The organism is Collinsella aerofaciens (genome assembly GCF_015548375.1).
GTDB classification, from domain to species: domain Bacteria; phylum Actinomycetota; class Coriobacteriia; order Coriobacteriales; family Coriobacteriaceae; genus Collinsella; species Collinsella aerofaciens_AB.
The window spans coordinates 78,278-103,406 of record NZ_JADMWW010000006.1 but is presented as its reverse complement, the minus strand read 5'-3'; the positions used below and the strand labels follow the sequence as shown (position 1 = coordinate 103,406).

The following is a 25,129-nucleotide window of genomic DNA, read 5'->3' as shown; positions in this document are numbered from 1 at the left end:
CGGCATTCAGCATCAGGGTAGCGCTGCGACGCGGAAATCGCGCGCCGTTGCCGCGCCCCGCAGTGCCCGCTTCCCCCGAGAACAATTATCAGTGCAGGTAGAACCCTTGCGCAAAAGCGATGTGCTCGCAATATCGCAAAAAGTCTACTCACTTAGCTAGCGACTACACTAAACGGCTGGGCAGAACGCCCATTTCCTGCATTTTCTCGCGCGCTGGCACCCCACGCCGCCGCTACGCCATAATAGTTGGCGGACAATCGCGAGAGAAAGCAACCATATGACACAGACCACGACAGATACCGCCGCCAGCACCGTCTCCGGCGCCGGCGCTGCCAGCTCATTCTCGGGCGGCACGGGAACCGAAGCCGAGTTTGGCTCGCTCGGCGCGCTCTCCCCCACCTGGTGGGAGCCCGAGGACGGCAGTGAGCCCGAACCATGGCTCACGCCCGAGCAAGCCTTCGAACGCTTCTTTGAATGGACAAGCGATCGCGGCATTGAGCTGTGGGATCACCAAGAAGAGGCCCTCATGGACCTGGCTGCCGGCGATCACGTCATTTTAGGCACACCGACCGGATCGGGTAAATCGCTCGTCGCGCTGGGCATGCTCTTTATGGGCATGGCACAGGGCAAGCGTTGCTATTACACGGCCCCTATCAAGGCCTTGGTCAGCGAAAAGTTCTTCGATCTGGTGCAGGTACTCGGCCGCGATAACGTCGGCATGATCACCGGCGATACGCATATCAATACCAAGGCGCCCGTCATCTGCTGCACGGCCGAAATCCTTGCCAACGATGCACTGCGCGAGGGCGAGGGCGCCGACGTGGGCTGCGTGGCCATGGACGAGTTCCACTACTTTGCCGACCCCGACCGCGGCTGGGCCTGGCAGGTGCCGCTGCTCACCCTGCCCCACACGCAGTTTATGCTCATGAGCGCCACGCTCGGCGATGTCACCGCCATCGCCGCCTCACTCGAGGAACACACCGGCGCTGCTTGCGACTTGGTTGTCGACGCCCCACGCCCCGTGCCGCTGAGCTACGACTACGTGACGACCTCGCTCGAGGGCACGGTCGAGCTCGCCATGCGCCGCGGCGAGGCCCCGCTCTATATCGTGCACTTTAGCCAAGATGCCGCCCTTGCGACGGCACAGTCACTCGCCAATTTTGGCATCGCCAGCAAGGAGCAGCGCGAGGCCATTAAGGAAGCCGCCAAAGGCACGAGCTTCTCGACGGCCTTTGGCAAGATCCTCAAGCGCTTGCTTGGCTGCGGCGTCGGCGTGCACCACGCCGGTATGCTGCCGCGCTATCGTCTGCTGGTCGAGCGCTTGGCGCAGCAGGGCCTGCCGCCTGTCATCTGCGGCACCGATACGCTCGGCGTCGGCATCAACGTACCCATCCACACCGTGGTCCTCACCGCGCTCACCAAGTTCGATGGCTACAAGATGCGTCGTCTGCGCGCCCGCGAGTTCCATCAGATTGCCGGTCGCGCCGGCCGTTCGGGCTTCGATACCGAGGGCATGGTCATCGCCGAGGCCCCGGAGCACGAGATCGAGAACGCCAAGCTCATGGCCAAGGCGGGTGACGACCCCAAGAAGCTCCGCAAGATTAAAAAGAAGAAGGCCCCCGAGGGCTTTGTCACCTGGAACAAGCAGACCTTTGAGCGTCTGATTGAGACGCAGCCCGAGACGCTCAAGCCGCGCCTGCGCATCACGCACTCCATGGTGATTAGCGTGGTCGAGCAGGGCGGCGACGCCCGTGCCCGCGTACACGACCTCATCGAGACGAGCCTGCAGACCCCCGAGGAAAAGGCCAAGCTCGAGGTTCGCGCCGATGAAATCTTCGCCACACTCATCGATTCCGGCGTCGTCGTTCGCACCGAGGTGCCGCCCGCACCCGACGCCCCGACTGACGCCGCACCAGACATTGACTATGCACTGACGGTCGATCTGCCCGAGGACTTTGCGCTCGATCAGCCGCTCTCGCCGTTCTTGCTTGCCGCGTTGGAGCTGCTCGATCCCGAGAGCGAGACCTATACCATGGATCTGATCTCGATGGTCGAGGCAACGCTCGAGGACCCCAAGCAGGTGCTGCGCGCACAGGAGCGCGCTGCGCGCGACCGCGCGATGGCCGAAATGAAGGCTGACGGCGTCGAGTATGAGGAGCGCTTGGAGCGCATTCAAGACGTCACGTACGAAAAGCCGCTCGAGGATTTGCTCGACGCCGCCTTTGACAAGTACTGCCAGGAAGTGCCCTGGGCAAACGACTATCAGCTCTCTCCCAAGAGCGTCCTGCGCGATATGCTGGAAAGCGCGAGCGATTTTAAGGGCTACATTCAAAAGCTCGGCATCGCCCGCTCCGAGGGCATTCTGCTGCGCTACCTAGCCGAGGCCTACCGTTCACTCGACCGCACCGTGCCCATCGAGAAGCGCGACGAGCGCCTGCGCGACATTATCTCGTGGCTGGGCTTTGTGGTGCGCTCGGTGGACTCGAGCCTGGTGGACGAGTGGGAGAACGCCGGCAACCCGGCAGCCCTCGACGCCGCGCCGCCGCAGGGCATCGACGAGGTCGTGGCGGACCGCCGCGGCTGCACGCTGTTGGTGCGCAACGCGCTCTTCCGCCGCGTGACCCTTGCCGCTCGCGAGCACGTTCGCGACCTGGGCGAGCTCGACGACGACTGGGGCATGAGCGAGATCCGCTGGCAAAAAGCACTCGACGCTTACCACGAGCAGCACGAGGAAATCCTCACCGACGGAGATGCCCGCAGCGCCGCGATGTTTTCCATTGACGAGTCCGACGAGAAGACCGCGCACGTATGGCACGTGCACCAGATCTTTGCCGACGAGGATGGCGACCACGACTTTGGCATCATGGGCGATGTCGATCTGGACGCCACGCAAGACGGCGGCGAGGTCATCTTCAAAAACTACCGCGTCGGCTTTATCGAGGACCTGCTCGAGGACTAGCCGAACATACTGGAACGAAACGAAGCGGGGTCGCTGGCAACATCGCCAGCGGCCCCGCTTTTTGCGCGATACGCTATCCCCTACTCGGTATCCTCGACCTCATACGAATCCGCCTCGGCTGGCTCATCGTTTGTCTCTGTCGCAGCCCCGCGCGCCTCGTCAAACGCGGCCTTCATGGTCTTGTTGCCCCACGTGAGCTTGCGAATGGTAAGATCGTCGGCCTTCTTGTTGGCTAGGCGCAGATTGTTCTCGGAGGACAGCAACGCCTCCTTGGTTTTCTGCAGATGGCTAATCGTCTTGTCGATCTCATCAATCGCCGTTTGGAACTTGCGGCTCGCGATCTCGTAGTTGCGACCGAAATCATTCTTGAACTTTTCCATCTTGGCTTCGAAGTTCGTGACGTCGATATTCTGCTGTTTGTACTCCGCCAGTTCCTGCTTATAGCGCAGCGAACCCATGGCGGCGTTGCGAAGAAGCGTGATCATGGGAATAAAGAACTGTGGGCGAATCACGTACATCTTCTCGTAGCGATAGCTCACGTCCACGATGCCGGCGTTGTAAAGCTCGCTCTCGGGTTCGAGCAACGTGCAGAGCACCGCGTACTCGCAGCCCTTTTGGCGGCGATCGTGGTCGAGTTTCTTAAAGAAGTCCTCGTTCTTGTGCTTGGTCGCGGTCTCATCGTTCTCGTTTTTCATCTCGAACATAATCGAAATGACCTCGTTACCGCTCGCATCGCACTCGCGGAAGATAAAATCGCCCTTGGTGCCCTCGGACGCATCGTTATCTTTCTCGAAGTATGCATTGGGAAACGCCGTCATGCGCAGGCGATTGAACTCGGTCTCGCAATGCTGTTCGAGCGACTCGCCCACCATCTTGGTGGACAGGCGGACCTTCATGTCCTTAAGGCGCTCAATCTCTTCATCCTTGTAGCGAATCAGGTCATCGCTCGCGCGCTTGGCCTGCGCAAGCTCGAGCTCGTGTGCCGCCTTGGCCTGTTCCTCGCGAGAATCGCGCACCGCCAGCTCGCTCGTCAGCTTGGCACGTGCCTCATCGCGCTCTCGTTCCGCCGCGGCGACCGCCTTCGACAGCTCCATTTTTGCAGAAAGTTCTTGCTCACGAAGCTGTGCACGAAGGCCCTCGGCCTCGCGCTCGGACTGAGTCTTAGCATTCGAGAACTTCTCACGCACTTCTGTCTGGTAATCGGAAAGCTTACGATTCGCTTCGTTTTGCGCAGCCTCGAGCTTACGCTGCGCCTCGGCCGCAGCAGTTGCGAGTGCCATTTCTTGAGCCTTATCTGCGGCGGCAAGCTTTGCCTGCAACTCCGCAATCTGAGCATCGCGCGCGGCGAGGTCATTTTGAGTCGCATTGCGTACCGCGGCTTCGGCAAGCTTTGCTTCGTCATCTTTGCGCCCAAGCTGCGCACGCAGGCTATCGATCTCGCGCTGCAGCTCGGCATTCTCCTTTTGAGCATCGGCACGGGCCTCAACCGCCGCGCGCTGGCTTGCACTCTCGCGCTCTGCGGCAGCGCCCTCAAGCTTGGCACGCAGCTCGGCAAGCTCGGCATCGCGCTTGGCGACTTCTTGTGCCAGCTGCTGAGCTGCAGCGTTCTTCTGCTCGACAAGCTGAGCGTTGCGCTGAGACTCTGCCTTTTGCAAGGCAGCCGTCGAACGCGAGCGCTCAAGCTCCAGCGCCTGCTCGCCCTCGCGCTGGACTGCCTTCACACGCTCGTCCAGGTCGCGCGAAAACTCGGCATCGCGTACTTGCTTGACGATATCCGCATAGCCGGACGCATCGACCTTAAAAACTTCGCCGCAATGCGGGCACTTAATCTCGTTCATAGCAGCTCCTCGATGGACGCAAATTTCGACCGCCTACACTCTACCGCGCCGCACGGACAAAAAAGGCGCCGCTGCCATAATGGCAACGGCGCCAGAGCCACCACAAAGGTGCCTGTCCCCTTTGTGGTGGCTCTGGCGCCCTATAACCCAAAGAAGCTAAGAATCTGATCACGGCTTACGGGCTTGTACTCGTTGGCATCGAGACCGACATCGTAGCGAAAGATAGGGCGCTCGCGATCGCGGTTGCGCACGTTGGTGCGGTCTCCCCTGCTGTGGATATGCCCGTGCAGCATGACGGCGCCACGCGCCTTGCCGTTCCAGCTGAGCATGGGGTAGTGGCTCATAACCAGACGATGGCCCTTGGCATAGCCGGGAGCAATCTCCAGGTAATCGCGCACGTCTTCCCAAATCTGCGGTACGTCGGAATCTTCCCAGTCGCCGTCATGGTTACCGCGGATGAGCGTCACGTTCTGGCATTCGATACGCTCGCGCAGGCGCACCGCCTCCGCCAGGGGCAAACGATAGGTAAAGTCACCCAGAATATAGAGGCGGTCGTCCGCAGCCACGCACTCATTGATGGCATCGATGACCTTGCGGTTCATCTCCTCGACCGAGTCAAACGGCCGGTCCATGTCGTGCAAGATATTCGTATCGCCCAGGTGCAGGTCGGCGGTAAACCACATCATCGTCTATGCCCTCATTTCGCAACGTGTTCAACTCGTGCTAAGTATACAGACGTAGCGATGCGGCGGTTATCCAAAGAGCCCGCCGAACAGTCCGCGGCGGCGCTTGTCTTGCTTTTTCGAAGCGTCACCCTGAGTTTTCTTGTCCTGCCGCATCTTACGGTCCTGTTCCAGCTCATCGTCATCGAGTAGCACATCCCACTCAAACGGATCATCTGCCAGATCAAACAGGTCATCGTCATCAAACATGGCAGCCTCCATTGCCGACTAGCGAGCATCCACCACGTAGAGCCCAACGCGTACCTGATGCCACGGGCTGCGCTCGGGGGCAACCTGTTGCACGCGGGCCTCAAATACGTCCTCGTGGCCGTAATACATCATCAAGGACAGCGGGCCGACCTCGTTTCCCGGAACGTAGCCAAGTTTGGTCTTGCCATAGTAGATCGCAACTGCCTCGGGGTCATGGGGATTATCGCGCTCGGCGCACAGCGTCAGCTTATCGCCAACCTTAAGATCGCCCAGGACCAAGGCACCGTCGGCATACTGAAATCCTGCAATGTGAAATGACAGAAGAACACGTGAAGGCTCGTACATAGCAGCTCCTCTAACGGCCGGATAAACCGGTGTGTAACCTTATTGAGAAGTCTACGGTCCCGTGCGGACACAAATTCGCCCCACCCGCGCCTTTTCGACCGTTTGTCGCTACACCATCTGATTCTAATGCACAAACATGCGCACGAATTTGTGCTTCCAGCTTGCGTAGGGCGCATACCGAAACGGCACGTCCAGCCAGGTTGCCTTGTTCACGATACTCTTCTTGTGGCTAAACGTATCGAAGCTCTCGCGGCCATGGTACTGTCCCATGCCGCTCGCGCCCATGCCGCCAAAGCCCATATGACTCGTAGCCAGATGCATGATGGTATCGTTAACGCAGCCGCCGCCAAAGGGCACGTAGCGCACAAAGCGCTGCTGAACCGCGCGATCCTGACTAAAGATATACAGGGCCAGCGGCGTCGGACGATCCGTAATAAACGCTTCGGCCTCGTCTAGGCTCTCAAACGTCAGCACCGGCAAGATGGGGCCGAAAATCTCCTCCTGCATCACGGCGTCCTCAGGCGCCACGCCGTCTAGGATCGTCGGCTCAATTTTGAGCGACGACTCGCGCGCCGTTCCTCCCAGCACAACCTTATCGGGGTCGATCAGCCCGCGCACGCGCGCGAAATGCTTGGCGTTGACAATATGATCGTAGTCCTCGTTGTCGAGCGGGTGCTCGCCAAACATGCGACGGACCTCCTCCTTGATGAGACCCAACAGCTCATCGTGCACGCGCACGTCGACCAGCAGGTAGTCGGGCGCCACGCAGGTCTGGCCCACGTTGAGCCATTTACCAAATGCGATACGCCGCGCCGCGACCTTCAGGTTTGCCGTCGCATCCACGACACAGGGGCTCTTTCCGCCCAGTTCAAGCGTCACGGGCGTAAGGTTTTTACTCGCGCGCTCCATGACGAGCTTGCCAACCGGAACACTACCGGTAAAGAAGATCTTGTCCCAGCATTCATCGAGCAGCGCCTCATTCTCGGCGCGCCCGCCCTCGACAACCGTCACCAGGCACGGATCAAATGCCTCTTCACAGATTTGCTTGAGCACCGCGCTCGAAGCCGGCGCATAGGCACTCGGCTTGATGACCACGGTGTTGCCTGCAGCGAGCGCGCCGGCGAGCGGCTCGAGCGTCAGCAAAAACGGGTAGTTCCAAGGCGCCATGATGAGCGTGACGCCATAGGGCACGGCTTGCGTCTTGCACACACTAATAGCATTAGCGAGGTCACACGGACGCAGGCGCGGACGACTCCATCGAGCCACATGCGCAATCTGATGACGAATCTCGGAAAGCGACGTGCCGATCTCGCACATATATGCCTCGTCATGCGACTTACCCAAATCGGTCTTGAGCGCATGGGCGATATCGGTCTCGTGTGCCCGCACCGCCTCGCGCAGGCGCACGAGCGCACGACGTCGAGCATCGACATCAAACGTAGCGTGCGTCTTAAAGTAGGTGCGCTGATCGCCGACGATGCGCGCAATTTCCTCGGTGTTCATGGACCCTCCTAGTTCTCGTCCTCAACCATACCACCTGCAACAACTTCGTACATATGCTCGAGCTCCAGGCGGTCCATCAAAAGCGGAACGGGATACAGCGGATTGGCCTCGGCATCGGCATGTGCCGCCATTTGCGGAATATCGGAGCGGCGAATACCTGAGACATATTTGGGGATTCCCAGGGCCTCGTTCATGCGGTCGACCCAATCGATAAAGGCCTCGGCCGCAAGACTGTCCTGCGCGGTAGCCGGCGCAATGCCCGCCATGCGAGCAAGATCGGCAAGCTTGGGGGCGGCGGCGTCACCATAAACGCGAAGCATGTGCGGCAGGATAATCGCGTTGGCTAAACCGTGCGGAATTCCGTATCGGCCGCCCAGACTATGCGCGATGGCATGCACATATCCGACATAGGAGCGGGTAAACGCAACACCCGCCTTATACGCCGCCGAAAGCATATTGCGGCGCGCACGCATGTCGTCGCCATGCTCATAGGCCTCGAGCAAATTGTCGCGGATGAGCTGGACCGCCTGACGCGCCATCTTGCGCGTGTAGGGCGTGGTGCTACGGCCGATAAAGGCCTCGACAGCATGCGTCAGGGCGTCCATGCCCGTCTGCCCCGTAATGGAGGCGGGCAGACCGAGCGTAAACTCGGGGTCGTGCGCCGCAAAGCGCGGGATAAGCACAAAGTCGTTAATGGGATACTTGTAGTGCGTCTCGTCATCGGTAATTACCGCCGCAAGCGTGACCTCGCTTCCCGTGCCCGCCGTGGTGGGAACGGCGATGAGCAGCGGCAGACGACGATGAATCCGCAGCAGCCCGCGCATCTTGTTGATGGGCTTGCTTGGCTGCGCAATGCGTGCGCCCACGCCCTTGGCGCAGTCCATGGCTGATCCTCCGCCAAAACCGATAATGGCCTGGCAGGCGCGCTCTCGATACAGGGACGCCGCCTCCTCCACATTCGAGACCGTGGGGTTCGCACGCGTTTCGGCATAGACCGTAACGCCAATCCCCTGAGCCGTAAGCGCACGCTCGAGTGATGCCGTGAGTCCCAAACGTGCAATGCCAGGGTCTGTCACGATAAGGACCTTCTGGATCGAGCGCTTTTGAAGCACCGCGGGCACATCCTCGGCATGCTCCAGAATGCGCGGCTCGGTATAGGGCAGGATCGGCAATGCAATGCGAAAAACCGTCTGATATGTTCGGCACCAGGCACGACGGGCTAGATGCATAAAGGAAACTCCTTCATTTGTTGATAGGTCAACATTTGCTCGCCCGATTGTACTCAGCAAAAATCGCAGACGGCCTCCCAATCGTTAATCAATCAACATCTTCATATCTCGAAATTGTTTTATTAAAAATCATTCCTAATAGGCTTCACATTTGGTTGCATTTATGGATAATAGAACTCGTCAAGACGCACGTCCGGAGAGGGCCCTTACGGGACCGGACGAGCGCACAATCGCCATCGATCGAAAGGATCGAATCATGAAGTTTGTTTGCCCCGTTTGCGGTTATGTGGAAGAGTTCGACGGCGACCAGCTGCCCGAGGACTTCAAGTGCCCCCAGTGCGGCGTTCCCGGTTCTCGTTTCCTGAAGCAGGAGGAGGGCCAGCTCGAGTGGGCTGCCGAGCACGTCGTGGGCGTCGCCAAGATGGAGGGCGTCTCCGAGGACATCGTTGCCGACCTGCGCGCCAACTTTGAGGGCGAGTGCTCCGAGGTCGGTATGTACCTGGCCATGGCTCGCGTCGCCCATCGCGAGGGTTATCCCGAGATCGGCCTGTACTGGGAGAAGGCTGCCCACGAGGAGGCCGAGCACGCCGCCAAGTTCGCTGAGCTCCTGGGCGAGGTCGTGACCGACTCCACCAAGAAGAACCTCGAGATGCGCGTTGAGGCCGAGAACGGCGCCACCGCCGGAAAGACTGATCTTGCCAAGCGCGCCAAGGCCGCTGGCCTCGATGCCATCCACGATACCGTGCACGAGATGGCTCGCGACGAGGCTCGTCACGGCAAGGCTTTCGCCGGCCTGCTCAAGCGCTACTTTGGCTAAGCCAACCGCTTGAGACATAACCTCTAGCTCGATGAGGCCCGGACCGTATTGGTTCGGGCCTTTTTGTGTCTCGAGGACTCGTTAACGCCCTGAAATAGAGCTATCTTCGGCATCGGTCTCTCGTCAAAAACTAAGTGAGTAGACTTTTCGAAACTTGCCGAGCAGACCATCCGTATTGCTTTATAAAGTCGCTGGGAAATGACTTGTTTCAAAACGGCCTGGTCGCCATCAAGCCAAAAGTCTACTCACTTAGAACCGCAGCCGTCCACGATCGAACTGTTTTGTGTCTAACGGGCATCTTTCCGTCAATTACTCCCAATTTTGTCCAGTCAACGAATAGTTCAGACCGAAGTAATGTCTCAGCCCTTTGCTCATCTGAGCTTTTATCGCGATATTCAGCATCGAGCATCCTGCATACGGTCTTAACGATCGCGCGGAATCTACCCTCATCGGATATCTGTCTGTGTGTCAGGAGAAGTACATCGTAGCCCATGGCCTGAAGGGCCGTCATGCGGTCAGCGTCACGCAAGCCATCCCCTGCGCGTCCGTGCGAGGCCTTTCCCTGACATTCAATGGCCACCTGTCGCCTACCGTCCGGTGAAGAAAGAAGTAGGTCGATATATACACGGGACTTTCCCACAATCGCTCGAGCACTTGTGTTTAGCATCACTTCAACATTAAGCTCTATGCCGCAAAAACCTTCGCCTCCCAGGGATCGCGGCAGTGCAAGTAGCAAATACGCCTCGACCTCAAAAGGCGACGCGGCACCCAATGGAACGAGTTGCGATACCGCCATAAATCTATTGCCGTAACGCATCCCACAAACATCTGAACAAAAACGGTCAAGGTCTCCGCCCAAAACCAAAGCGTCTCGACGCCATAAATTTGAGGCGGTGCCGTCCTCGGACGGGCAGCGCGCCCAACCGAACGTTGTCGAAATCGCACCCGAATCAATTGCACGCGAAAGCTCCGTCTCAAGTAACGCCGGCAGGGCACACACCGCAAACAAGCCGCACATCTCCGCCAATACCAAAAGAAGCTGAAGATCCGTCAGATGCCGTGACATGATGAATGCCGTCAGTAGAGGAGACGTAATCAAAAATCCATGCTCCGTTTCCAGCACGGATTCCCTGGGGAGCTCACCAAGAAACAGCCGCTGCCTAATGCTGGCAGGACAAGTCCGTTTGTTTCTCGTCCGAACCAATGTATGCAACGGAAAACCGAGCGCGACCGCAGCCGTCGGGTTGCGGGCGAGATCATATCGCTGCCGGTCTTCTTCCGGTCGTGGAAGCGGCGGACACAAAGCGCGGACTTGAGGAGGCAAACGCCAGTACCTAAAAGCCGATATGTCACAAAGTAGATCCTTCATAGGCACAGGAGAACACGAATTTCAACCCAGTCAGTCACGCATTGGCGCGAACGCACCAAAAATGGCGCCGAACGGACTGCCAAGTTTTCAACAGCCCTCCCCAACTGGCCAAAAGCTTGTCGAGAGCTGGACGAAGCCCTGTTGAAAACCCCATTTTTTTTCTCATGCAGAAGCTTTACGCGGCAAGTGAGTAGACTTTTTTGAACATTCCGAGCAGCCCGGTCATCCTGCTTTTCAAAACCGCAGGTAGATAGCTTGTTACAAAACTGCCTGGTCGCCAAAGTTCCAAATGCCTACTCACTTAGATTGCAGAGCGCTCCCATTAGCTGCGATTCCAAGGTATTTAGCGCTTTTGGACTCAAATCGTCATACTGAACAAGAATTTGACTTGAGTTTTCAGGGGCAGATGCGCCATCGGCACACCAAAAACAGTCACCGATATCGATAAAAGGGATGCTCGAGCGCGTGAGGGCCCGTGCAATAGTGCTTCCGCCCGTTCCACGCTCCGCAACCACGGTGCAGTAAAGGCCCGCGTCTGCGTGTTCGATCGAGACTTCCCCTGCCGGAAATGCCTTCCGTACAAGCGCCGCCAGGCCATCACGCGCCTCGCGAGCACGAACGCGCACGCGGTTCACATGTCGCTCGTAATCACCCGATTCCAGCAAACGAGCCAAAGCGACCTGGTCAACAGAACTCACCGACGAGGCGTAAAAACCAAGGTTGCGCCTAAACCGCTCCATTAGCTCATCGGGCAGCACCATGTACGCTAGACGCAACGCCGATGACAGGCTCTTCGAAAACGTGTTGGTGTAGATAACCGACTGGGAGGCATCGATCGACGCGAGCGCGGGAATTGGCTTGCCGGCAAGGCGAAACTCACAATCAAAGTCATCTTCGATGAGATACCGACCTGGTCGCTCGGCGGCCCAGCTCAGCAGCGCATAGCGACGCGCAATGCTCGTCACAAGACCGGTGGGATACTGATGGGACGGCATAAGGTGAAGGACATCGGTCCCAGTTTTCTGCAGAGCGCTCAGGTCCACGCCGTCGTCATCCAACGGGATATGTCGTACTTGGCAGCCCATAGCCTGATAGATGCGCGTCAGACGCAAATAGCCCGGGTCCTCAACAGCATACACCTTGTCAGCGCCAAGCAACTGAACCAACATGGTATCGAGCAGCTGGGCGCCTGCACCGATAACAATGTTGTTGGGGTCGACATTCATGCCCCTTGTCCCACGCAGATGGTGAGCAATTGCGCGTCGCAGCCGAGCGGTGCCCTGCGCCGGTGCGGGCGAAAAGATTTCGCGCTCATCTTCGGATGCCAGCGTCGCCCGTAGTGCGCTTTGCCAAAGCCGCGCCGCCTCCAAAGCGGAAGGAGAAAGTGCATCGAACAGCTCGACCTGTCCGTTGACATCATGCGCGCTGAGGCCCACAGAGACGGTATCTCGGTCGATGCCCTGCGAAGCCAAAGGCAAAACCGGTGCATCCGGAAGCTTGCAAGCGTAGTAGCCACGACGCGGCATTGAGCAAATATAGCCCTCGGCAAGTAACTGGCTATATGCATTCTCGATGGTAATGACACTGATTCCCAGATGACTGGCAAAGGCGCGCTTAGACGGAAGATGCTCCCCCGCCACAATACGTCCAGCAACAATATCATCTCGAATTTGCTGGTAAACATACTCATAAAGCGATGCTTCGCCGCGTTTTTCCAAATTGTAGTCAAGCATGAGTTTGCCACCTGACCTTATCGAGCTGTTCAATCTGGTATTAGGCTGACATTATTATTATCTCGAAAACTGAGTATTTTGCCATACCCAGCTCCCCGATAGGATGTTCCGTCAAGCAATGCACATGCCAACCAAGGGAGCAACCATGGCAGAACAGACCAGCAAGGCCGATCGCGTCAAACTCAATCGCGAACTCGCGCAGATGCTCAAGGGCGGCGTCATCATGGACGTCACCACGCCCGAGCAGGCACGCATCGCCGAGGAGGCAGGCGCCTGCGCCGTCATGGCACTCGAGCGCATCCCGGCCGACATCCGTGCCGCAGGCGGCGTCTCGCGCATGAGCGACCCCAAGATGATCAAGGGCATCCAAGAGGCCGTCTCCATCCCTGTTATGGCCAAGTGCCGCATCGGTCACATTGTCGAGGCGCAGGTCCTGCAGGCTATCGAGATCGATTACATCGACGAGTCCGAGGTTCTCTCCCCTGCCGATGACGTCTATCACATCGACAAGACCCAGTTTGACGTCCCGTTTGTCTGCGGCGCCCGCGATCTGGGCGAGGCGCTGCGCCGTGTTGCCGAGGGCGCCACGATGATTCGCACCAAGGGCGAGCCGGGCACGGGCGACGTGGTCCAGGCCGTGCGCCACATGCGCAAGATCCAAAAGCAAATCCGCGACGTTGTTGCCCTGCGCGATGATGAGCTCTTTGAGGCAGCCAAGCAACTGCAGGTTCCGGTCGAGCTGGTGCGCGAGGTCCATGCCACGGGCAAGCTTCCCGTTGTGAACTTTGCCGCCGGCGGCGTAGCGACCCCTGCCGACGCCGCGCTGATGATGCAACTGGGCGCCGAGGGCGTCTTTGTCGGCTCGGGCATCTTTAAGAGCGGCGACCCCGCCAAGCGCGCCGCCGCCATCGTCAAGGCCGTGGCAAACTTCACCGATGCCAAGCTCATCGCCGAGCTTTCGGAGGACCTGGGCGAGGCCATGGTGGGCATCAACGCCGACGAGATCGAAATCATCATGGAGGAGCGCGGACGCTAGTCCGGCAGAAAGGATCGCACATGAGCGATTATGCAGACCAAACGGTCGCCGTGCTGGCGGTCCAAGGCGCATTTGCCGAGCACGAGGCAAGACTATTCGAGCTTGGCGCACACTGTATTGAGCTGAGGCAGGCGGCTGATTTGAAGCAGGACTTTGACCGTCTGGTACTTCCCGGCGGCGAGTCTACCGTTCAAGGGAAGCTGCTTGATGAGTTGGGCATGCTCGAGGAGCTTCGTGCCCGTATCGCTGAAGGTATGCCCGTCCTGGGCACCTGCGCCGGCCTGATTCTACTGGCTCACGACCTTGCCGCCCATGACGATAAGGGCGCGCCGCGTCTGGAAACCATGGATGTACTTGTCGAGCGCAATGCCTACGGCAGGCAGCTCGGCAGCTTTCGAACCAAGGGGCAAATAGCCGGCATCGACGGTGAAGTGCCGCTGACGTTTATCCGCGCGCCCCGCATCGTCGAGGTCCACGGCGACGCCAAGGCCTTAGCGAAAGTCGACGGTCGTATTGTCGCCGCCCGTCAGGGCAACCAGCTCGGCGTAACCTTCCACCCCGAGCTCGACGACGATACCCGCCTCCACGAACTGTTCCTACAAATGTAGGCATCGAAATCAACAAACGAAACGAGAGTGGATGATCTCCCACTTTGAGCTTGAATGCAGGCTCAAACCGGGAGATCATCCACTCTTGTTCTATGTAGTCGTTTAAGAACGTCCCCAATGACTACAAGGAGTGTCCCAAGCTGCCGGCAGAAAAGGAACGTCCCTAACTGCCGCATCCGGGGCAAGACAACGCCGCAGGCAGAGGACGGACAGCGAGCGGGTCGCATTTGAGGCAAGGTGACGTGAAACGAAAGGGCGCTGACCTTCTGGTCGCGCCCTTGAAGTTGAACGTCAGATTGTCCAAATGCGGCCCGCGCAGCGTCGGCCCGTTACGGCGTTTGGTAAAACGCCGTAACTAAAAACGGTTACCGCGGAAGCCGCCGCCGTTGCGGCCGCCACGGTCGCCACCACGACCGCCGCGGTCGTTACCACGGTTACCGCCGAAGCCACCACGGTTGCCGCCGCGATCGCCATAGCCACCACGGTTGCCGCCAAAGCCGCCGCGACCGCCACGGTCGCCGCCACGGTCACCAAAGCCGCCACGGCCGCCGCGATCGCCACCGCGACCGCCACGGTCACCGCCACGGCCACCGCGATCGCCAAAACCGCCGCGACCGCCACGGTCGCCGCCACGGCCGCCACGGTCGTCACGGCCGCCGCGAGGACCGCGGTCCTCGTCCAGGCCCATGGCGACGAGCGGAGCGATAACCTTATCGAGAGCGGCCATCAGCTCGGTGGCCTCCTCATAAGAAAGCTCGGGCAGGAGCTTCTCCTTCTTGTTGGCAAGCTCGACCAGGCCCTCAGCGGCATCCTCGGCGGCGAAGACAACAATCTTGCGCATATCGCCCTCGGCGTCGTCGATGCGGCCGACCAGATCGGCAGCCTCGGCCTCGGCCATCAGGCCATCGAGCTCACGGAGGCGCATGCCCAGCAGGTCGGACATTTCCTTCTGCTCCATCTTGGGCTTGAGGTCAAGAAGCTTGATGGCGCGCTCGATGTTCGCCATGCGCTCGGCCTTGGCCTCCTCCTCCTTGGAAATAGCAAAGCGACGGCTACGCAGCAGGCGGGCGGCCTTCTGCATCTTGTCCATCAGCTCTTCGTCATCGTAATCAACGGCGGCCTCGACAACCTCGGCCTCCTCCTCGGCGGAAACCTCGTCAGCAGCCTCAACCTCGGCAGCTTCGGTCTCCACGGTCTCGACTGCCTCAACCTCGGCAGCCATGGTCTCGTTCTCGGTCTCGTTCATGATCTCTTCGTTCTCGGACATGAGACTCCTTCTTAGCCCTCTCGGGCATCATCGCCCCATTCGCGGGGCCCGTCGCGCACTCTTTGCGCTTTAAACATTCATGCCTCTCGGCAAAACGTCCATTAGTTTATGGTGTTGCCATCCAATCTAGCTGCAGAATCTATGTGCACACATTAATGCGACATGTGCGACTCGCGACGAGCGTACACCAGCGACGTCGCGAACCCGACCACGGCAATCACAGCCGCCACACGCACGGCAATTGCAAATCCAATCGCCTGGGCAACGTCGGTCGCAGCGCCAGCCGCGCCGGCAGTCGCCGCAGAACTCGAGAGCAGACCGATAAACAGCGATGGGCCAAACGATGCGGCAATCATGTTCCACGTGTTAAGCAATGCCGTTCCGTGGGGATGCTCAGCGGCAGGCAGCGTCTCCAAGCCGGCCGTTTGCGAGGGGCTCAGCACCAAACCGACTCCGGCATACACCACAACGGTCAGCGCCACGACGACGCCGATGTTCATACTTGCCGCCGTCATCGAGATGGCAGTCTGCCCCACGGCAATCAGGGCAAAGCCGACCGGCAGCAGCGGCCATGCGCCACGGGCGTCCATCACGCGTCCGCCCACAATCGAGGTCACGGCGTTGCAGGCAATCGCCGGCAAAATGAGCAAGCCCGCAATAAGTGCGGTCATGCCGTATGCGCCCTCAAAATAGAGCGGCAACAAAACGCTCATCGAGAACGTCGTCATCATCGACACCACCACAAGCAGTCACGCGGGCCAAAAACGAACGCTTGCCATGGGACGCACGTTAAGCACCGGATGCTCGAGCTTGAGCTGACGGGCCGCAAACAGGCCGAGCAGCACAATGGCGGCGAAAAGCGCCACGATGCCGGCAATCGGATTGGTCGAGAACTCGCCTACGGAATACACGAATGCCGTAATGCCGGCGGCGAGCAAAACAACCGACAGAATATCAAGCGTGGTGCTCGAGCGCTCTCCGACATTCTGAACAAGCTTTACGCCCGCCGCAGCGACCACAATGCCGCCCACCAGCGGCACTACGAACACCGCCCTCCAGCCAAACAACGTGCACATAAGACCGCTGATCACGGGTCCAAACGCCGGCCCCAGCGTAATGCAGGCACCGCCCAGGCTCAGATACAGACCAAGCTTCTCGCGCGGGGCGCAAGACAGCACCACGTTCATCATGAGCGGGAACAAGATACCCGATCCCGCGGCCTGCAAAATACGGCTTGGCAGCAAAACGCTAAACGACGGAGCGACCAGACACAGAACTTCGCCGGCGACCATGCATCCGCATGCGAAAAACAGCAGCTTGCGCGTCGAGAAACGGCCGGACAGGAAGGCCATGATGGCCGTAAAGATCGACGTCACGATCATGTAGCCCGAGACGAGCCACTGCGCCGTGGTGGCACTCACCGAAAAGGCTGCCATAATGTCGTGCAACGCCACGTTAATGATGTTCTCGTTAAACGCGGCAACAAAGGCTGCAATATACATTACGACGAGAATCGCCGCAGTGGCCGATGGCGCTACTTGAACTTGTTGCTGAGATTTGCTCCCCATGCATTTCCTTCCTCTTGGAACGACAGTCGCATCGCCCCAGAGGAACAGTCCAGGGCGAAAAATGAGCCCTAGACTTACGCCAGACGCCGTACACGACGAATCTGGCAACATGGTCCAACGTCGAAAGATTGTAACGCGGACGCACAGCTTTCCTTCCGCGCTATTATTAAAAGTCCACGAAAGCATAAGACATGAGGAGCCCGCCATGATTAAGCCCATCATGAAATCCGAGTTCTTTTTGCGCCTGCCTTCCGAAGACGCGGGCCCCGATGACGCCGCGACCGGGCAGGATCTCCTAGATACACTCCACGAGCATGAGCGCGAGTGCGTGGGCCTCGCCGCCAACATGATCGGCGTGCGCAAACGCATCATCTGCGTAAAGGACGGCAACAGGGCGCTCCTGATGTACAACCCTCAAATTCTTGAACAGGTCAATGCCTATCAGACGGGCGAAGGATGCCTCTCGCTGATCGGCGAGCGTCCCTGCACCCGCTATCGCCGCATTAAGGTTGAGTATTTGGACGAGAACTTCGTTCACCGCATCAAAAACTTCTCGGGCTACACCGCCGAGATCATCCAGCACGAAATCGACCACTGCAACGGGATTGTTATTTAGTTCCGCCGTTCTACCGAACGGCGGACCACTTGACGCTGCGCGAGCCGCATTCACGCCAATCTGACGTTCAATTTCGAGGGCGCGACCAGAAGGTCAGCGCCCTCTCATTTCACGTCACCTTGGCGCAAATGCGGCTCGCTCGCTGTCGTATGTCTATCCTGCGACGCCTCGATTCTTGCGGCGGCAGGCACCTAATCCCCTACGATTGGCGGTAATGGTCAAAGAAGTCGGCGAGGTCTTCGAGGGACTCTTTGAGTACTTCCATGCGCGGCAGGTACACGATGCGGAAGTGATCGGGCTCGGCCCAGTTAAAGCCGCCGCCGCGCGTGATCAGAATCTTCTTCTCGTGCAGCAGGTCAAGGGCGAACTGCTCGTCATCGGTGATGTTGAACTTCTTCACATCCATCTTGGGGAAGATGTAGAACGCTGCACGCGGCTTAACCACCGAGATGCCGTCAATCTTGTTGAGCGCCTCATACACAAAGTTGCGCTGCTCGTAGACACGGCCGCCGGGACGGATGTAGTCGTTAACGGACTGATGGCCACCGAGTGCCGTCTGAACGATCGACTGAGCCGGCACGTTGGAGCACAGGCGCATGTTAGAGAGCATGTTGATGCCCATGATGAAGTCGCTCATGCAGCGCTGGTTGCCCGAAAGCACCATCCAGCCAATGCGATAGCCCGCGATCATGTGCGACTTGGACAGACCGCTAAAGGTGACACAGGGCAGATCGGGGGCGAGCGAGGCAATCGAGACGTGCTCGTAGCCGTCCATGCACAGGCGGTCGTAGATCTCATCGGCAAAGATCATCAGCTGATGCCTGCGTGCAATCTCGACGATGCCCTCGAGCACCTCGCGCGGATAGACAGAGCCCGTGGGGTTGTTGGGGTTGATGATGACGAGGGCTTTGGTCGCGCTCGTAATCTTGGACTCCATATCCTCCAGGTCGGGATACCAATCCGCCTGCTCATCGCACAGATAATGTACGGGATGACCGCCAGCAAGGGTAGCGCACGCCGTCCAGAGCGGATAGTCGGGGCTGGGGATCAGAATCTCGTCGCCATTGTCGAGCAGCGCGTTCATCGAAAGCTGAATGAGCTCGGACACGCCGTTGCCCGTGTAGATATGCTCCATCTGAACATTGGGCAGGCCCTTGATCTGCGAATACTGCATGATCGCCTTGCGCGCGGAGAACAGGCCATGCGAGTTGGAATAGCCTTCGCAGTCGGGCAGCTGCTGGCGCATGTCCTTGATGACCTCATCGGGTGTGCGGAAACCGAAGGGCGCCGGGTTGCCGATATTGAGCTTGAGGATGCGCTCGCCCTCGTCCTCCATACGGGCGGCCTCGTCGACGACGGGACCGCGCACGTCATACAGGACGTTGTCGAGTTTGGTGGATTTAGAAAAAGTACGCATGGTGGTGCTCCTTGCAATTTGAGCTGAGGGATGGGGTTCGGGCTTGGAATCGTTGCGGGGTGATGATGCCTCGCCTTGATCGGCGTCGCCGGCGAGCAGCCAGGTAACATCGACCTCCAAAATACGGGCGAGCAGCTCAGCCACATCGCGCCGCGGGATCGTCTTGCCGCTCACATATTGGCTCATCTGACTCTTGCCGAGTTTTTTGCCGAGCATCTCCGATGCGCGGATTACGTCCGACTGGCGAACGTCGCGATTGGACATAGTCTGTCGCAGGCGATCGCAAAACGTCTCTTGGGCCACAGGAACCTCCTTGCTGGCAAAGTTCAATTTATAGAACACGAATTGAACCTGAGTTCAATTTAGGCAGCAGTATAGCGCCGTACCTCATTCGAAAGTTCAATTTCATAAGAAAACGTACCGAACTCCGAGATTTGCCCAAAGCGGACAATGACGTGCACACGTTTAGAGGTATTCAAGGAATCGAGCAGCGGCAAGCGAAACGTCAGCCGTGCGATATATCGCATTGATCTGCCGATGGGGATGTCCCTCGAGCGGGCGCACGGCAACATCGAACTGACAGCGGCGCAAGATGAGCGCGGGAAGAATGCTCACGCCCAGGCCGTCCTCGACCATGGCCATAATCGCATAGTCATCCCAGGTCGACAGCTTGGAGCACACCGTCAGTCCCGCCCGACGGAACAGCGGCGTAATCTCGTCATCGGTGCCGCGTTCTAGCAGAATAAACTGCTCGTTGGCTAAATCGACAAGAGAAACGACCTCCGCCGTGGCAAGCAAAGAGTCTGCCGGCACTACTGCCATCAACTCGTCGCGCACCAAAGACCGCGATGTCATGCCGTTTTCTCGGGGCTCACGCGGGATAAAGCCCAGATCGCAGCGCCCTTCCGCCACCCATTGTTCAATCTCTGAGTAATCACCCATCAGCAACTCATAATCGACGTCCGGGTGATCGGCGCGAAAGCGCGCAATCACCGGCGGCAGCACGTGGGTCGCCACACTCGAAAACGTACCGATGCAGATTTTGCCGCGCATGAGCCCACGCATCTCATCCACCCGTCGCTGCAAACGAACAAATTCCTCGCATAACGCCTCGACCGCCGGCATAACTTGCCGCCCGTCAGCAGAAAGCACTACGCCCTCGCGACTGCGGTCGAGCACCTTAAAGCCCCAATCGGCCTCAAGATCGGCCACCATACGGCTCACGCCCGACTGCGAATAGCTCAGCCGCTCGGCGGCGCGCGTAAAACTGCCGGCGCGCACGGTCTCGAGCAGCACCTGCATCTTTTGAATATTCGTTTCCACGGCACCCCTCCATCTTTGCATGAGTTTTTGTCATGTTAGCCATGCATTATATTCGCTTTTCTTCTAAAGCCAGTTCAACCATAGTGAAGATGCTCGGATATAGAGGGGATGTCAGCGCATGAACAACGGACTGTTTACGTACTTAGCAGCATTGCTATTGTTTGGCTCCAACGGCATTATCGCCGCTGCCATCGCGCTGCCGAGCTCGGATATCGTGCTACTGCGTACGTTTTTGGGCGCACTCTCGCTTGTCACCATTCTCGCCATCACCCAACGCCATAAGTTGCAGGCGCCATCTCGCCCCCGCGAAGCCGCAGCCCTCCTCCTTTCGGGAGCCGCGCTGGGCGCCAGCTGGATTTTTCTGTTCCGCGCCTACCAGACGATCGGCGTCGGCGTATCCTCGCTGCTGTACTACTGCGGCCCCATCATCGTCATGGCGCTCTCGCCGTTTATCTTTGGCGAAAAACTGACCGGCAGCAAAATCGCCGGCTTTATCGCCGTCGCCTGCGGCGCTTTTCTCATTGCAGCGCAAGGTCTCGGCGGCAACATGCCCATTGCGGGCATCGTCTGCGGCATCGCCTCGGCATTTTGCTATGCGCTGATGGTCATCGCTAGCAAGGGTGCGCCGCACATCGAGGGTCTCGAGAACTCCGCGCTCCAGGTGAGCGCCGCCTTTGTGACCGCGCTGGTCCTTACGCTCGTCACCCAAGGCGCTCCCTCGTTTTTCTCCCCCGACATCGCCGCAGGCATCGATTGGCGCACCGTCGTCATGCTCGGCGTCGTCAACACCGGCATCGGTTGCCTGCTCTACTTTAGTGCCGTCGCCAAGCTGCCCGTCCAGACCGTCGCGGTCGTCGGCTACCTCGAGCCGCTTTCGGCCGTCGTGTTCTCGGCCGTCCTTTTGGGCGAAGCCATAACACCGGTCCGCCTGATGGGCGCCGCGCTTATCATCGGCGGCGCGGTTTTTTGCGAACTCGCTGGCAAACGCGCAAACGCCAAGGCTGGCATCGCCCAGACAGTACGTGCTTAAAAGCCCCTGCTTTGAAATGCTACCTGGGTAGATAAATAATCCCCAGCTGAGGATTATTGTCTAAAATAACCCGATGTGCCAAACTGCTCTTGTATGTATAAAGACGGCATAAAGTTTTTTGTCCTAGACAGATAACCGGATGTCTAAGGGAGTCCTCGTGGCACACAACAAACTGGAGGCAAACCTCCAAGACCAGCGCGGGCAAGGCGGGCACGGAGCCATCCCCCTCTCCGCTGGCATGCTGCTCGTAACGCTCGGCGTCGTCTATGGCGACATCGGCACGAGCCCCATGTACACCATGAAATCAATCGTCGCCAACAACGGCGGCATCGGTACCGTCAGCGAGGACATGATCCTGGGCGCGCTTTCGCTCGTCATCTGGACCATGACGCTCGTGACCACGGTCAAGTACGTGGTAATCGCCATGAAGGCCGACAACCACAACGAAGGCGGCATCTTCGCCCTGTTTAGCCTGGTGCGCAAGGTGGCACCGTGGCTGATTCTCCCCGCCATGATCGGCGGTGCGGCGCTGCTCGCCGACGGCATCCTCACCCCCGCTGTCACGGTCACCACAGCCATCGAGGGTCTGCGCACCATCGAATGGGGCCATGCGTTGCTGGGCGACGGCCAAACCAACGTCATCATCATCACCATCATCATTATCTGCGGCCTGTTTGCCATGCAGCGCGCCGGTACCTCGTCGATCGGCAAGCTGTTCGGCCCGCTCATGACACTATGGTTCCTGTTCCTGGCAGGCGCCGGCCTGTTCAACATGCTCGGCAACCTGTCCATCTTGCGCGCGCTCAACCCCATCCGCGGCATCATGTTCCTGTTCTCGCCCATCAACCACTCGGGCATTATGGTGCTCGGCTTTGTCTTTCTGTCGACGACCGGCGCCGAGGCCCTCTACTCGGACATGGGCCACGTTGGCAAGGCCAACATCTATGCATCCTGGCCGTTTGTTAAGGCGGCCCTTATCCTCAACTATCTGGGTCAAGGCGCTTGGCTGCTCGCAAACAATTCCAATCCCCAGATGCTCGCGATGGATATCGTCAACCCGTTCTATATGATGCTCCCTGAACCCCTGCGCCCCTTTGCCATCGTGCTTTCGGCCGTGGCGGCCATCATTGCCTCGCAGGCGCTCATCACCGGCTCGTTCTCGTTGGTTTCGGAGGCAACGCGCCTCAACCTTATGCCGCACCTGCGCATCCACTACCCCAGCGACACCAAGGGCCAGCTCTATATTCCGCTCGTCAATAACATCATGTGGGTCGGCTGCATCTTCATCGTGCTGCTGTTCCAAAACTCCGAGCGCATGGAGAGTGCCTACGGCCTCGCCATTACCGTGACCATGCTTATGACCACCACGCTTTTGACGAGCTATATCGCCGGCATTCTCAAGCACAGACTGGGCGCCTGCGTCTTCGCCCTGCTTTTTGGCGCCATCGAGCTGTGCTTCTTTGCCTCGTGCCTCACTATGTTCTTTGACGGCGGCTATGTGATGATCTTCCTGGCCGCACTGCTGTTTGGCCTTATGTACGTGTGGCGTCGTGGCACCGCCATCGAGCGCACGCAAACGATCCTGCTGCCCGTCTCCAAGTACATCGATCAGCTCAACCGCCTGCGCAACGACGAGACCTACCCCGTGCTCGCCGACAATCTGGTGTTCCTCACCAACAGCCCCGATCCGCTCACGCTCGACCGCGACGTGCTCTATTCCATCCTGGACAAGCATCCCAAGCGCGCCAAGGCATATTGGTTCATCAACGTGCACGTTACCGACGAACCCTATACGCACGAGTATTCCGTCGAGACCTTTGGCACGGACTTTTTGTTCCGCGTGCGCCTGGACCTGGGCTTTAAGGTCAACCAGCGCGTCAACGCCTATCTGCGTCAGATCGTCGGCGACTTGATGGCATCGGGCGAGCTGCCGCCGCAACATCACACCTACTCCATCTACGAGACGCGCGGCAACGTGGGCGATTTCCGCTTTTGCATGCTGCGCAAGATGCTTGCCCCCGAAACGGACATCAACCGCAATGACCACCGCGTGATGGCCATCAAGTACGCCGTCCGCCGCGCCTGCGGAAGCCCGGCACGCTGGTACGGTCTTGAGAACTCGGCCATCATCATCGAGTACGTGCCGCTGTTTGCCCGCATGCGCCCGGCCGTTAAGCTCGTGCGCACCCAGGTGCCGCTCGAGGTTCAGATCGAAGAGGCCGAGGAAATGGAAGTCGACATCTTCTCGGACGACTTGGTCAACGGCAACGAAGCCGGTAGGGACATGAACGTCGATCCCACCGAGTTGCTCGAGAGCGTCGCCGATATGCCCGAACAGCAACAGCTCGACGGCCTCGAGAGCGAACAGCTCAACGATGCCAACTTCTAGCGACGTCACAAATCAACGACAGCGGCCCTGCATCTCACGGGAGACGCAGGGCCGATTTGCATTGCAGTAAAGCTAACGGCTACGAACGACGCGGCTCGGGAACCACGAGCCTATCGGGGCTCGCGCCCTCGGCATCCATCAGGCTCACGTAGCGAATCGACGGATCCCCATACATCGCGTAGTAATAATTGCCCGTGCGCGCGCTAAAGCATCCGGTATAGATAGTCTTCTCGAACTTGCCATCGCCCATCCTGGACGCTCCCTCGATCATCACCACGCCCTCGAGCGAACGGAACATGCGGACGACGTTTTCGGTTTCGCTCTCCTTTTGCGGGTAATTGGCATTGAGGTACGCCGCCTTTACAAAACGGCTCGGCGAATAGCAGTCACCCGGAATACCGCGCATGCCGGCACCCGCGCCATAGGGCTTGAGCTCGGCGCCACGCCATGTCGCCGTCTGCGGAAAATCGCTTGTGGCTGTGATATAGGTGCGCAGGTTTTCCATGTGCCACGGGAAGGTCGGCTGGTTGGCAAGGGTGTCGACCGGATCGTCGTATACATGCAGGCCGTCAGCCATCATCTCGACCACGATGCTACGCTGGCTGTCGCCGATAATCCAATGGAGCAGCGACACGCCCAGCCCCTCTCCTGCAGATTTTGCGACAATCACCGTATCGCGCAGCGCAGCCTCGACCTCGTCGACCGTCGAGAACGTCGCTGCCACCCACAGGGGAAACTCATAGGCCGCGATATTGGTCTTGCCGTCGACAGGGCCCTCGGCATACTCGGCATAACCCGGGAAATTGAGACCCGCCACGGCGAGCCCCGCATCGTTGCCGCAGTCGAAGAACATAGGGTAGTTCTTGTAATCGATGCACATACCGATCACCGCGTGTGCCGCTGTCGTGTCGTCGATAAACGAATACGGAATGTGAAACCCGCGTGGCATCACGCGAACCTGTTGGCCGTAGTCAAAACTCCAGTCGAGGTTGCGGCCCAGATACATGTGGCCAGAATTATCGGTAAATCGAATGCTCGTGCACATAGCGCCTCCCAGCCTTACGTTCTTGCTAAGGTTATTGTCACCAAACAAAAAGGCGCTAAACACAAAAGCCCGGACATGACAACAATGTCACGCCCGGACCAAAAG

At 58.9% G+C, this 25,129-nt stretch carries 19 protein-coding genes and 1 pseudogene; 7 read left to right on the top strand and 13 right to left on the bottom strand.

Features of this window, described 5'->3' with window-relative positions; genetic code table 11:
• Positions 1-277: 277 nt before the first annotated feature.
• Positions 278-2,959: a DEAD/DEAH box helicase gene (locus I1969_RS04270; protein ID WP_195233163.1), complete on the top strand. Its 2,682-nt coding sequence runs from the start codon at positions 278-280 to the stop codon at positions 2,957-2,959.
• Between the two features lie 80 nt (positions 2,960-3,039).
• On the opposite strand, the gene I1969_RS04265 is transcribed toward I1969_RS04270, so the two are convergent.
• The 6 genes from I1969_RS04265 to I1969_RS04240 form a co-directional block, all read right to left on the bottom strand.
• Positions 3,040-4,797, bottom strand: a complete 1,758-nt coding sequence (locus I1969_RS04265; protein ID WP_195233161.1) for a DUF2130 domain-containing protein — start codon at positions 4,795-4,797, stop codon at positions 3,040-3,042.
• A 140-nt stretch (positions 4,798-4,937) separates the two neighbouring features.
• Positions 4,938-5,483, bottom strand: a complete 546-nt coding sequence (locus I1969_RS04260; protein WP_195233159.1) for a metallophosphoesterase — start codon at positions 5,481-5,483, stop codon at positions 4,938-4,940.
• A 66-nt stretch (positions 5,484-5,549) separates the two neighbouring features.
• Positions 5,550-5,729, bottom strand: a complete 180-nt coding sequence (locus I1969_RS04255; RefSeq protein WP_035137042.1) for a hypothetical protein — start codon at positions 5,727-5,729, stop codon at positions 5,550-5,552.
• 18 nt (positions 5,730-5,747) lie between these two features.
• Positions 5,748-6,074 carry an HIRAN domain-containing protein gene (locus I1969_RS04250; RefSeq protein ID WP_195233157.1) on the bottom strand — a complete coding sequence of 109 codons (327 nt, stop codon included), beginning with the start codon at positions 6,072-6,074 and terminating at the stop codon, positions 5,748-5,750.
• 123 nt (positions 6,075-6,197) lie between these two features.
• Positions 6,198-7,577: an aldehyde dehydrogenase gene (locus I1969_RS04245; protein ID WP_195233155.1), complete on the bottom strand. Its 1,380-nt coding sequence runs from the start codon at positions 7,575-7,577 to the stop codon at positions 6,198-6,200.
• Positions 7,578-7,585: 8 nt separating this feature from the next.
• A complete protein-coding gene (locus I1969_RS04240) occupies positions 7,586-8,806 on the bottom strand; it encodes an iron-containing alcohol dehydrogenase (protein ID WP_195233153.1) in 1,221 nt (406 codons plus the stop codon).
• 256 nt (positions 8,807-9,062) lie between these two features.
• Here I1969_RS04240 and I1969_RS04235 point away from each other — a divergent pair, with 256 nt between their 5' ends.
• A complete protein-coding gene (locus I1969_RS04235; RefSeq protein WP_022094328.1) occupies positions 9,063-9,623 on the top strand; it encodes a ferritin family protein in 561 nt (186 codons plus the stop codon).
• A gap of 241 nt (positions 9,624-9,864) precedes the next feature.
• On the opposite strand, the gene I1969_RS04230 is transcribed toward I1969_RS04235, so the two are convergent.
• Positions 9,865-10,746, bottom strand: coding sequence for a hypothetical protein (locus I1969_RS04230; protein ID WP_161115325.1), 882 nt, complete (start codon positions 10,744-10,746; stop codon positions 9,865-9,867).
• 539 nt (positions 10,747-11,285) lie between these two features.
• Positions 11,286-12,725, bottom strand: coding sequence for a MocR-like pyridoxine biosynthesis transcription factor PdxR (gene pdxR / locus I1969_RS04225; protein WP_195233151.1), 1,440 nt, complete (start codon positions 12,723-12,725; stop codon positions 11,286-11,288).
• Positions 12,726-12,870: 145 nt separating this feature from the next.
• On the opposite strand from pdxR, the gene pdxS reads away from it, so the two are divergent.
• The gene (gene pdxS, locus I1969_RS04220) at positions 12,871-13,761 is read left to right on the top strand and encodes a pyridoxal 5'-phosphate synthase lyase subunit PdxS (protein ID WP_022094325.1); all 891 of its coding nucleotides are present in this window, start codon (positions 12,871-12,873) and stop codon (positions 13,759-13,761) included.
• Positions 13,762-13,781: 20 nt separating this feature from the next.
• Positions 13,782-14,369: a pyridoxal 5'-phosphate synthase glutaminase subunit PdxT gene (gene pdxT / locus I1969_RS04215; RefSeq protein WP_195233149.1), complete on the top strand. Its 588-nt coding sequence runs from the start codon at positions 13,782-13,784 to the stop codon at positions 14,367-14,369.
• Positions 14,370-14,724: 355 nt separating this feature from the next.
• On the opposite strand, the gene I1969_RS04210 is transcribed toward pdxT, so the two are convergent.
• Together I1969_RS04210 and I1969_RS11230 are read right to left on the bottom strand one after the other, a co-directional pair.
• Entirely contained in the window at positions 14,725-15,636 is a 912-nt protein-coding gene (locus I1969_RS04210) for a hypothetical protein (RefSeq protein ID WP_035137032.1), read from the bottom strand.
• A gap of 152 nt (positions 15,637-15,788) precedes the next feature.
• Positions 15,789-17,138: pseudogene (locus I1969_RS11230) on the bottom strand (MFS transporter).
• Positions 17,139-17,409: 271 nt separating this feature from the next.
• Here I1969_RS11230 and I1969_RS04195 point away from each other — a divergent pair.
• The gene (locus tag I1969_RS04195; protein ID WP_195233143.1) at positions 17,410-17,820 is read left to right on the top strand and encodes a peptide deformylase; all 411 of its coding nucleotides are present in this window, start codon (positions 17,410-17,412) and stop codon (positions 17,818-17,820) included.
• Between the two features lie 199 nt (positions 17,821-18,019).
• Here the strand turns inward: I1969_RS04195 and I1969_RS04190 are convergent, their stop codons facing one another.
• Together I1969_RS04190 and I1969_RS04185 are read right to left on the bottom strand one after the other, a co-directional pair.
• Positions 18,020-19,501 (bottom strand): aminotransferase class I/II-fold pyridoxal phosphate-dependent enzyme, encoded by a 1,482-nt coding sequence (locus tag I1969_RS04190; protein WP_271748008.1) that lies wholly within the window; start codon positions 19,499-19,501, stop codon positions 18,020-18,022.
• 201 nt (positions 19,502-19,702) lie between these two features.
• Complete coding sequence (locus I1969_RS04185; protein ID WP_271748006.1) at positions 19,703-20,560, bottom strand: LysR family transcriptional regulator; 858 nt, start codon at positions 20,558-20,560, stop codon at positions 19,703-19,705.
• Positions 20,561-20,678: 118 nt separating this feature from the next.
• Here I1969_RS04185 and I1969_RS04180 point away from each other — a divergent pair, with 118 nt between their 5' ends.
• Both I1969_RS04180 and I1969_RS04175 read left to right on the top strand, forming a co-directional pair.
• On the top strand, positions 20,679-21,590 hold the full coding sequence (locus I1969_RS04180) for a DMT family transporter (RefSeq protein WP_195233139.1): 912 nt from the start codon (positions 20,679-20,681) through the stop codon (positions 21,588-21,590).
• A 139-nt stretch (positions 21,591-21,729) separates the two neighbouring features.
• Positions 21,730-23,979, top strand: coding sequence for a KUP/HAK/KT family potassium transporter (locus I1969_RS04175; RefSeq protein WP_195233137.1), 2,250 nt, complete (start codon positions 21,730-21,732; stop codon positions 23,977-23,979).
• Positions 23,980-24,058: 79 nt separating this feature from the next.
• Here the strand turns inward: I1969_RS04175 and bsh are convergent, their stop codons facing one another.
• A complete protein-coding gene (bsh, locus tag I1969_RS04170) occupies positions 24,059-25,024 on the bottom strand; it encodes a choloylglycine hydrolase (RefSeq protein WP_195233135.1) in 966 nt (321 codons plus the stop codon).
• Positions 25,025-25,129 lie beyond the last annotated feature (105 nt).

What these genes read in the sequence shown, in the direction of transcription:
- I1969_RS04270 (WP_195233163.1), top strand. Translation starts at nt 278, where the DNA reads ATGACACAGACCACGACAGATACCGCCGCCAGCACCGTCTCCGGCGCC.
- I1969_RS04265 (WP_195233161.1), bottom strand. Translation starts at nt 4,797, where the DNA reads ATGAACGAGATTAAGTGCCCGCATTGCGGCGAAGTTTTTAAGGTCGAT.
- I1969_RS04260 (WP_195233159.1), bottom strand. Translation starts at nt 5,483, where the DNA reads ATGATGTGGTTTACCGCCGACCTGCACCTGGGCGATACGAATATCTTG.
- I1969_RS04255 (WP_035137042.1), bottom strand. Translation starts at nt 5,729, where the DNA reads ATGTTTGATGACGATGACCTGTTTGATCTGGCAGATGATCCGTTTGAG.
- I1969_RS04250 (WP_195233157.1), bottom strand. Translation starts at nt 6,074, where the DNA reads ATGTACGAGCCTTCACGTGTTCTTCTGTCATTTCACATTGCAGGATTT.
- I1969_RS04245 (WP_195233155.1), bottom strand. Translation starts at nt 7,577, where the DNA reads ATGAACACCGAGGAAATTGCGCGCATCGTCGGCGATCAGCGCACCTAC.
- I1969_RS04240 (WP_195233153.1), bottom strand. Translation starts at nt 8,806, where the DNA reads ATGCATCTAGCCCGTCGTGCCTGGTGCCGAACATATCAGACGGTTTTT.
- I1969_RS04235 (WP_022094328.1), top strand. Translation starts at nt 9,063, where the DNA reads ATGAAGTTTGTTTGCCCCGTTTGCGGTTATGTGGAAGAGTTCGACGGC.
- pdxR (WP_195233151.1), bottom strand. Translation starts at nt 12,725, where the DNA reads ATGCTTGACTACAATTTGGAAAAACGCGGCGAAGCATCGCTTTATGAG.
- pdxS (WP_022094325.1), top strand. Translation starts at nt 12,871, where the DNA reads ATGGCAGAACAGACCAGCAAGGCCGATCGCGTCAAACTCAATCGCGAA.
- pdxT (WP_195233149.1), top strand. Translation starts at nt 13,782, where the DNA reads ATGAGCGATTATGCAGACCAAACGGTCGCCGTGCTGGCGGTCCAAGGC.
- I1969_RS04210 (WP_035137032.1), bottom strand. Translation starts at nt 15,636, where the DNA reads ATGTCCGAGAACGAAGAGATCATGAACGAGACCGAGAACGAGACCATG.
- I1969_RS04195 (WP_195233143.1), top strand. Translation starts at nt 17,410, where the DNA reads ATGATTAAGCCCATCATGAAATCCGAGTTCTTTTTGCGCCTGCCTTCC.
- I1969_RS04190 (WP_271748008.1), bottom strand. Translation starts at nt 19,501, where the DNA reads ATGTCCAATCGCGACGTTCGCCAGTCGGACGTAATCCGCGCATCGGAG.
- I1969_RS04180 (WP_195233139.1), top strand. Translation starts at nt 20,679, where the DNA reads ATGAACAACGGACTGTTTACGTACTTAGCAGCATTGCTATTGTTTGGC.
- I1969_RS04175 (WP_195233137.1), top strand. Translation starts at nt 21,730, where the DNA reads ATGTCTAAGGGAGTCCTCGTGGCACACAACAAACTGGAGGCAAACCTC.
- bsh (WP_195233135.1), bottom strand. Translation starts at nt 25,024, where the DNA reads ATGTGCACGAGCATTCGATTTACCGATAATTCTGGCCACATGTATCTG.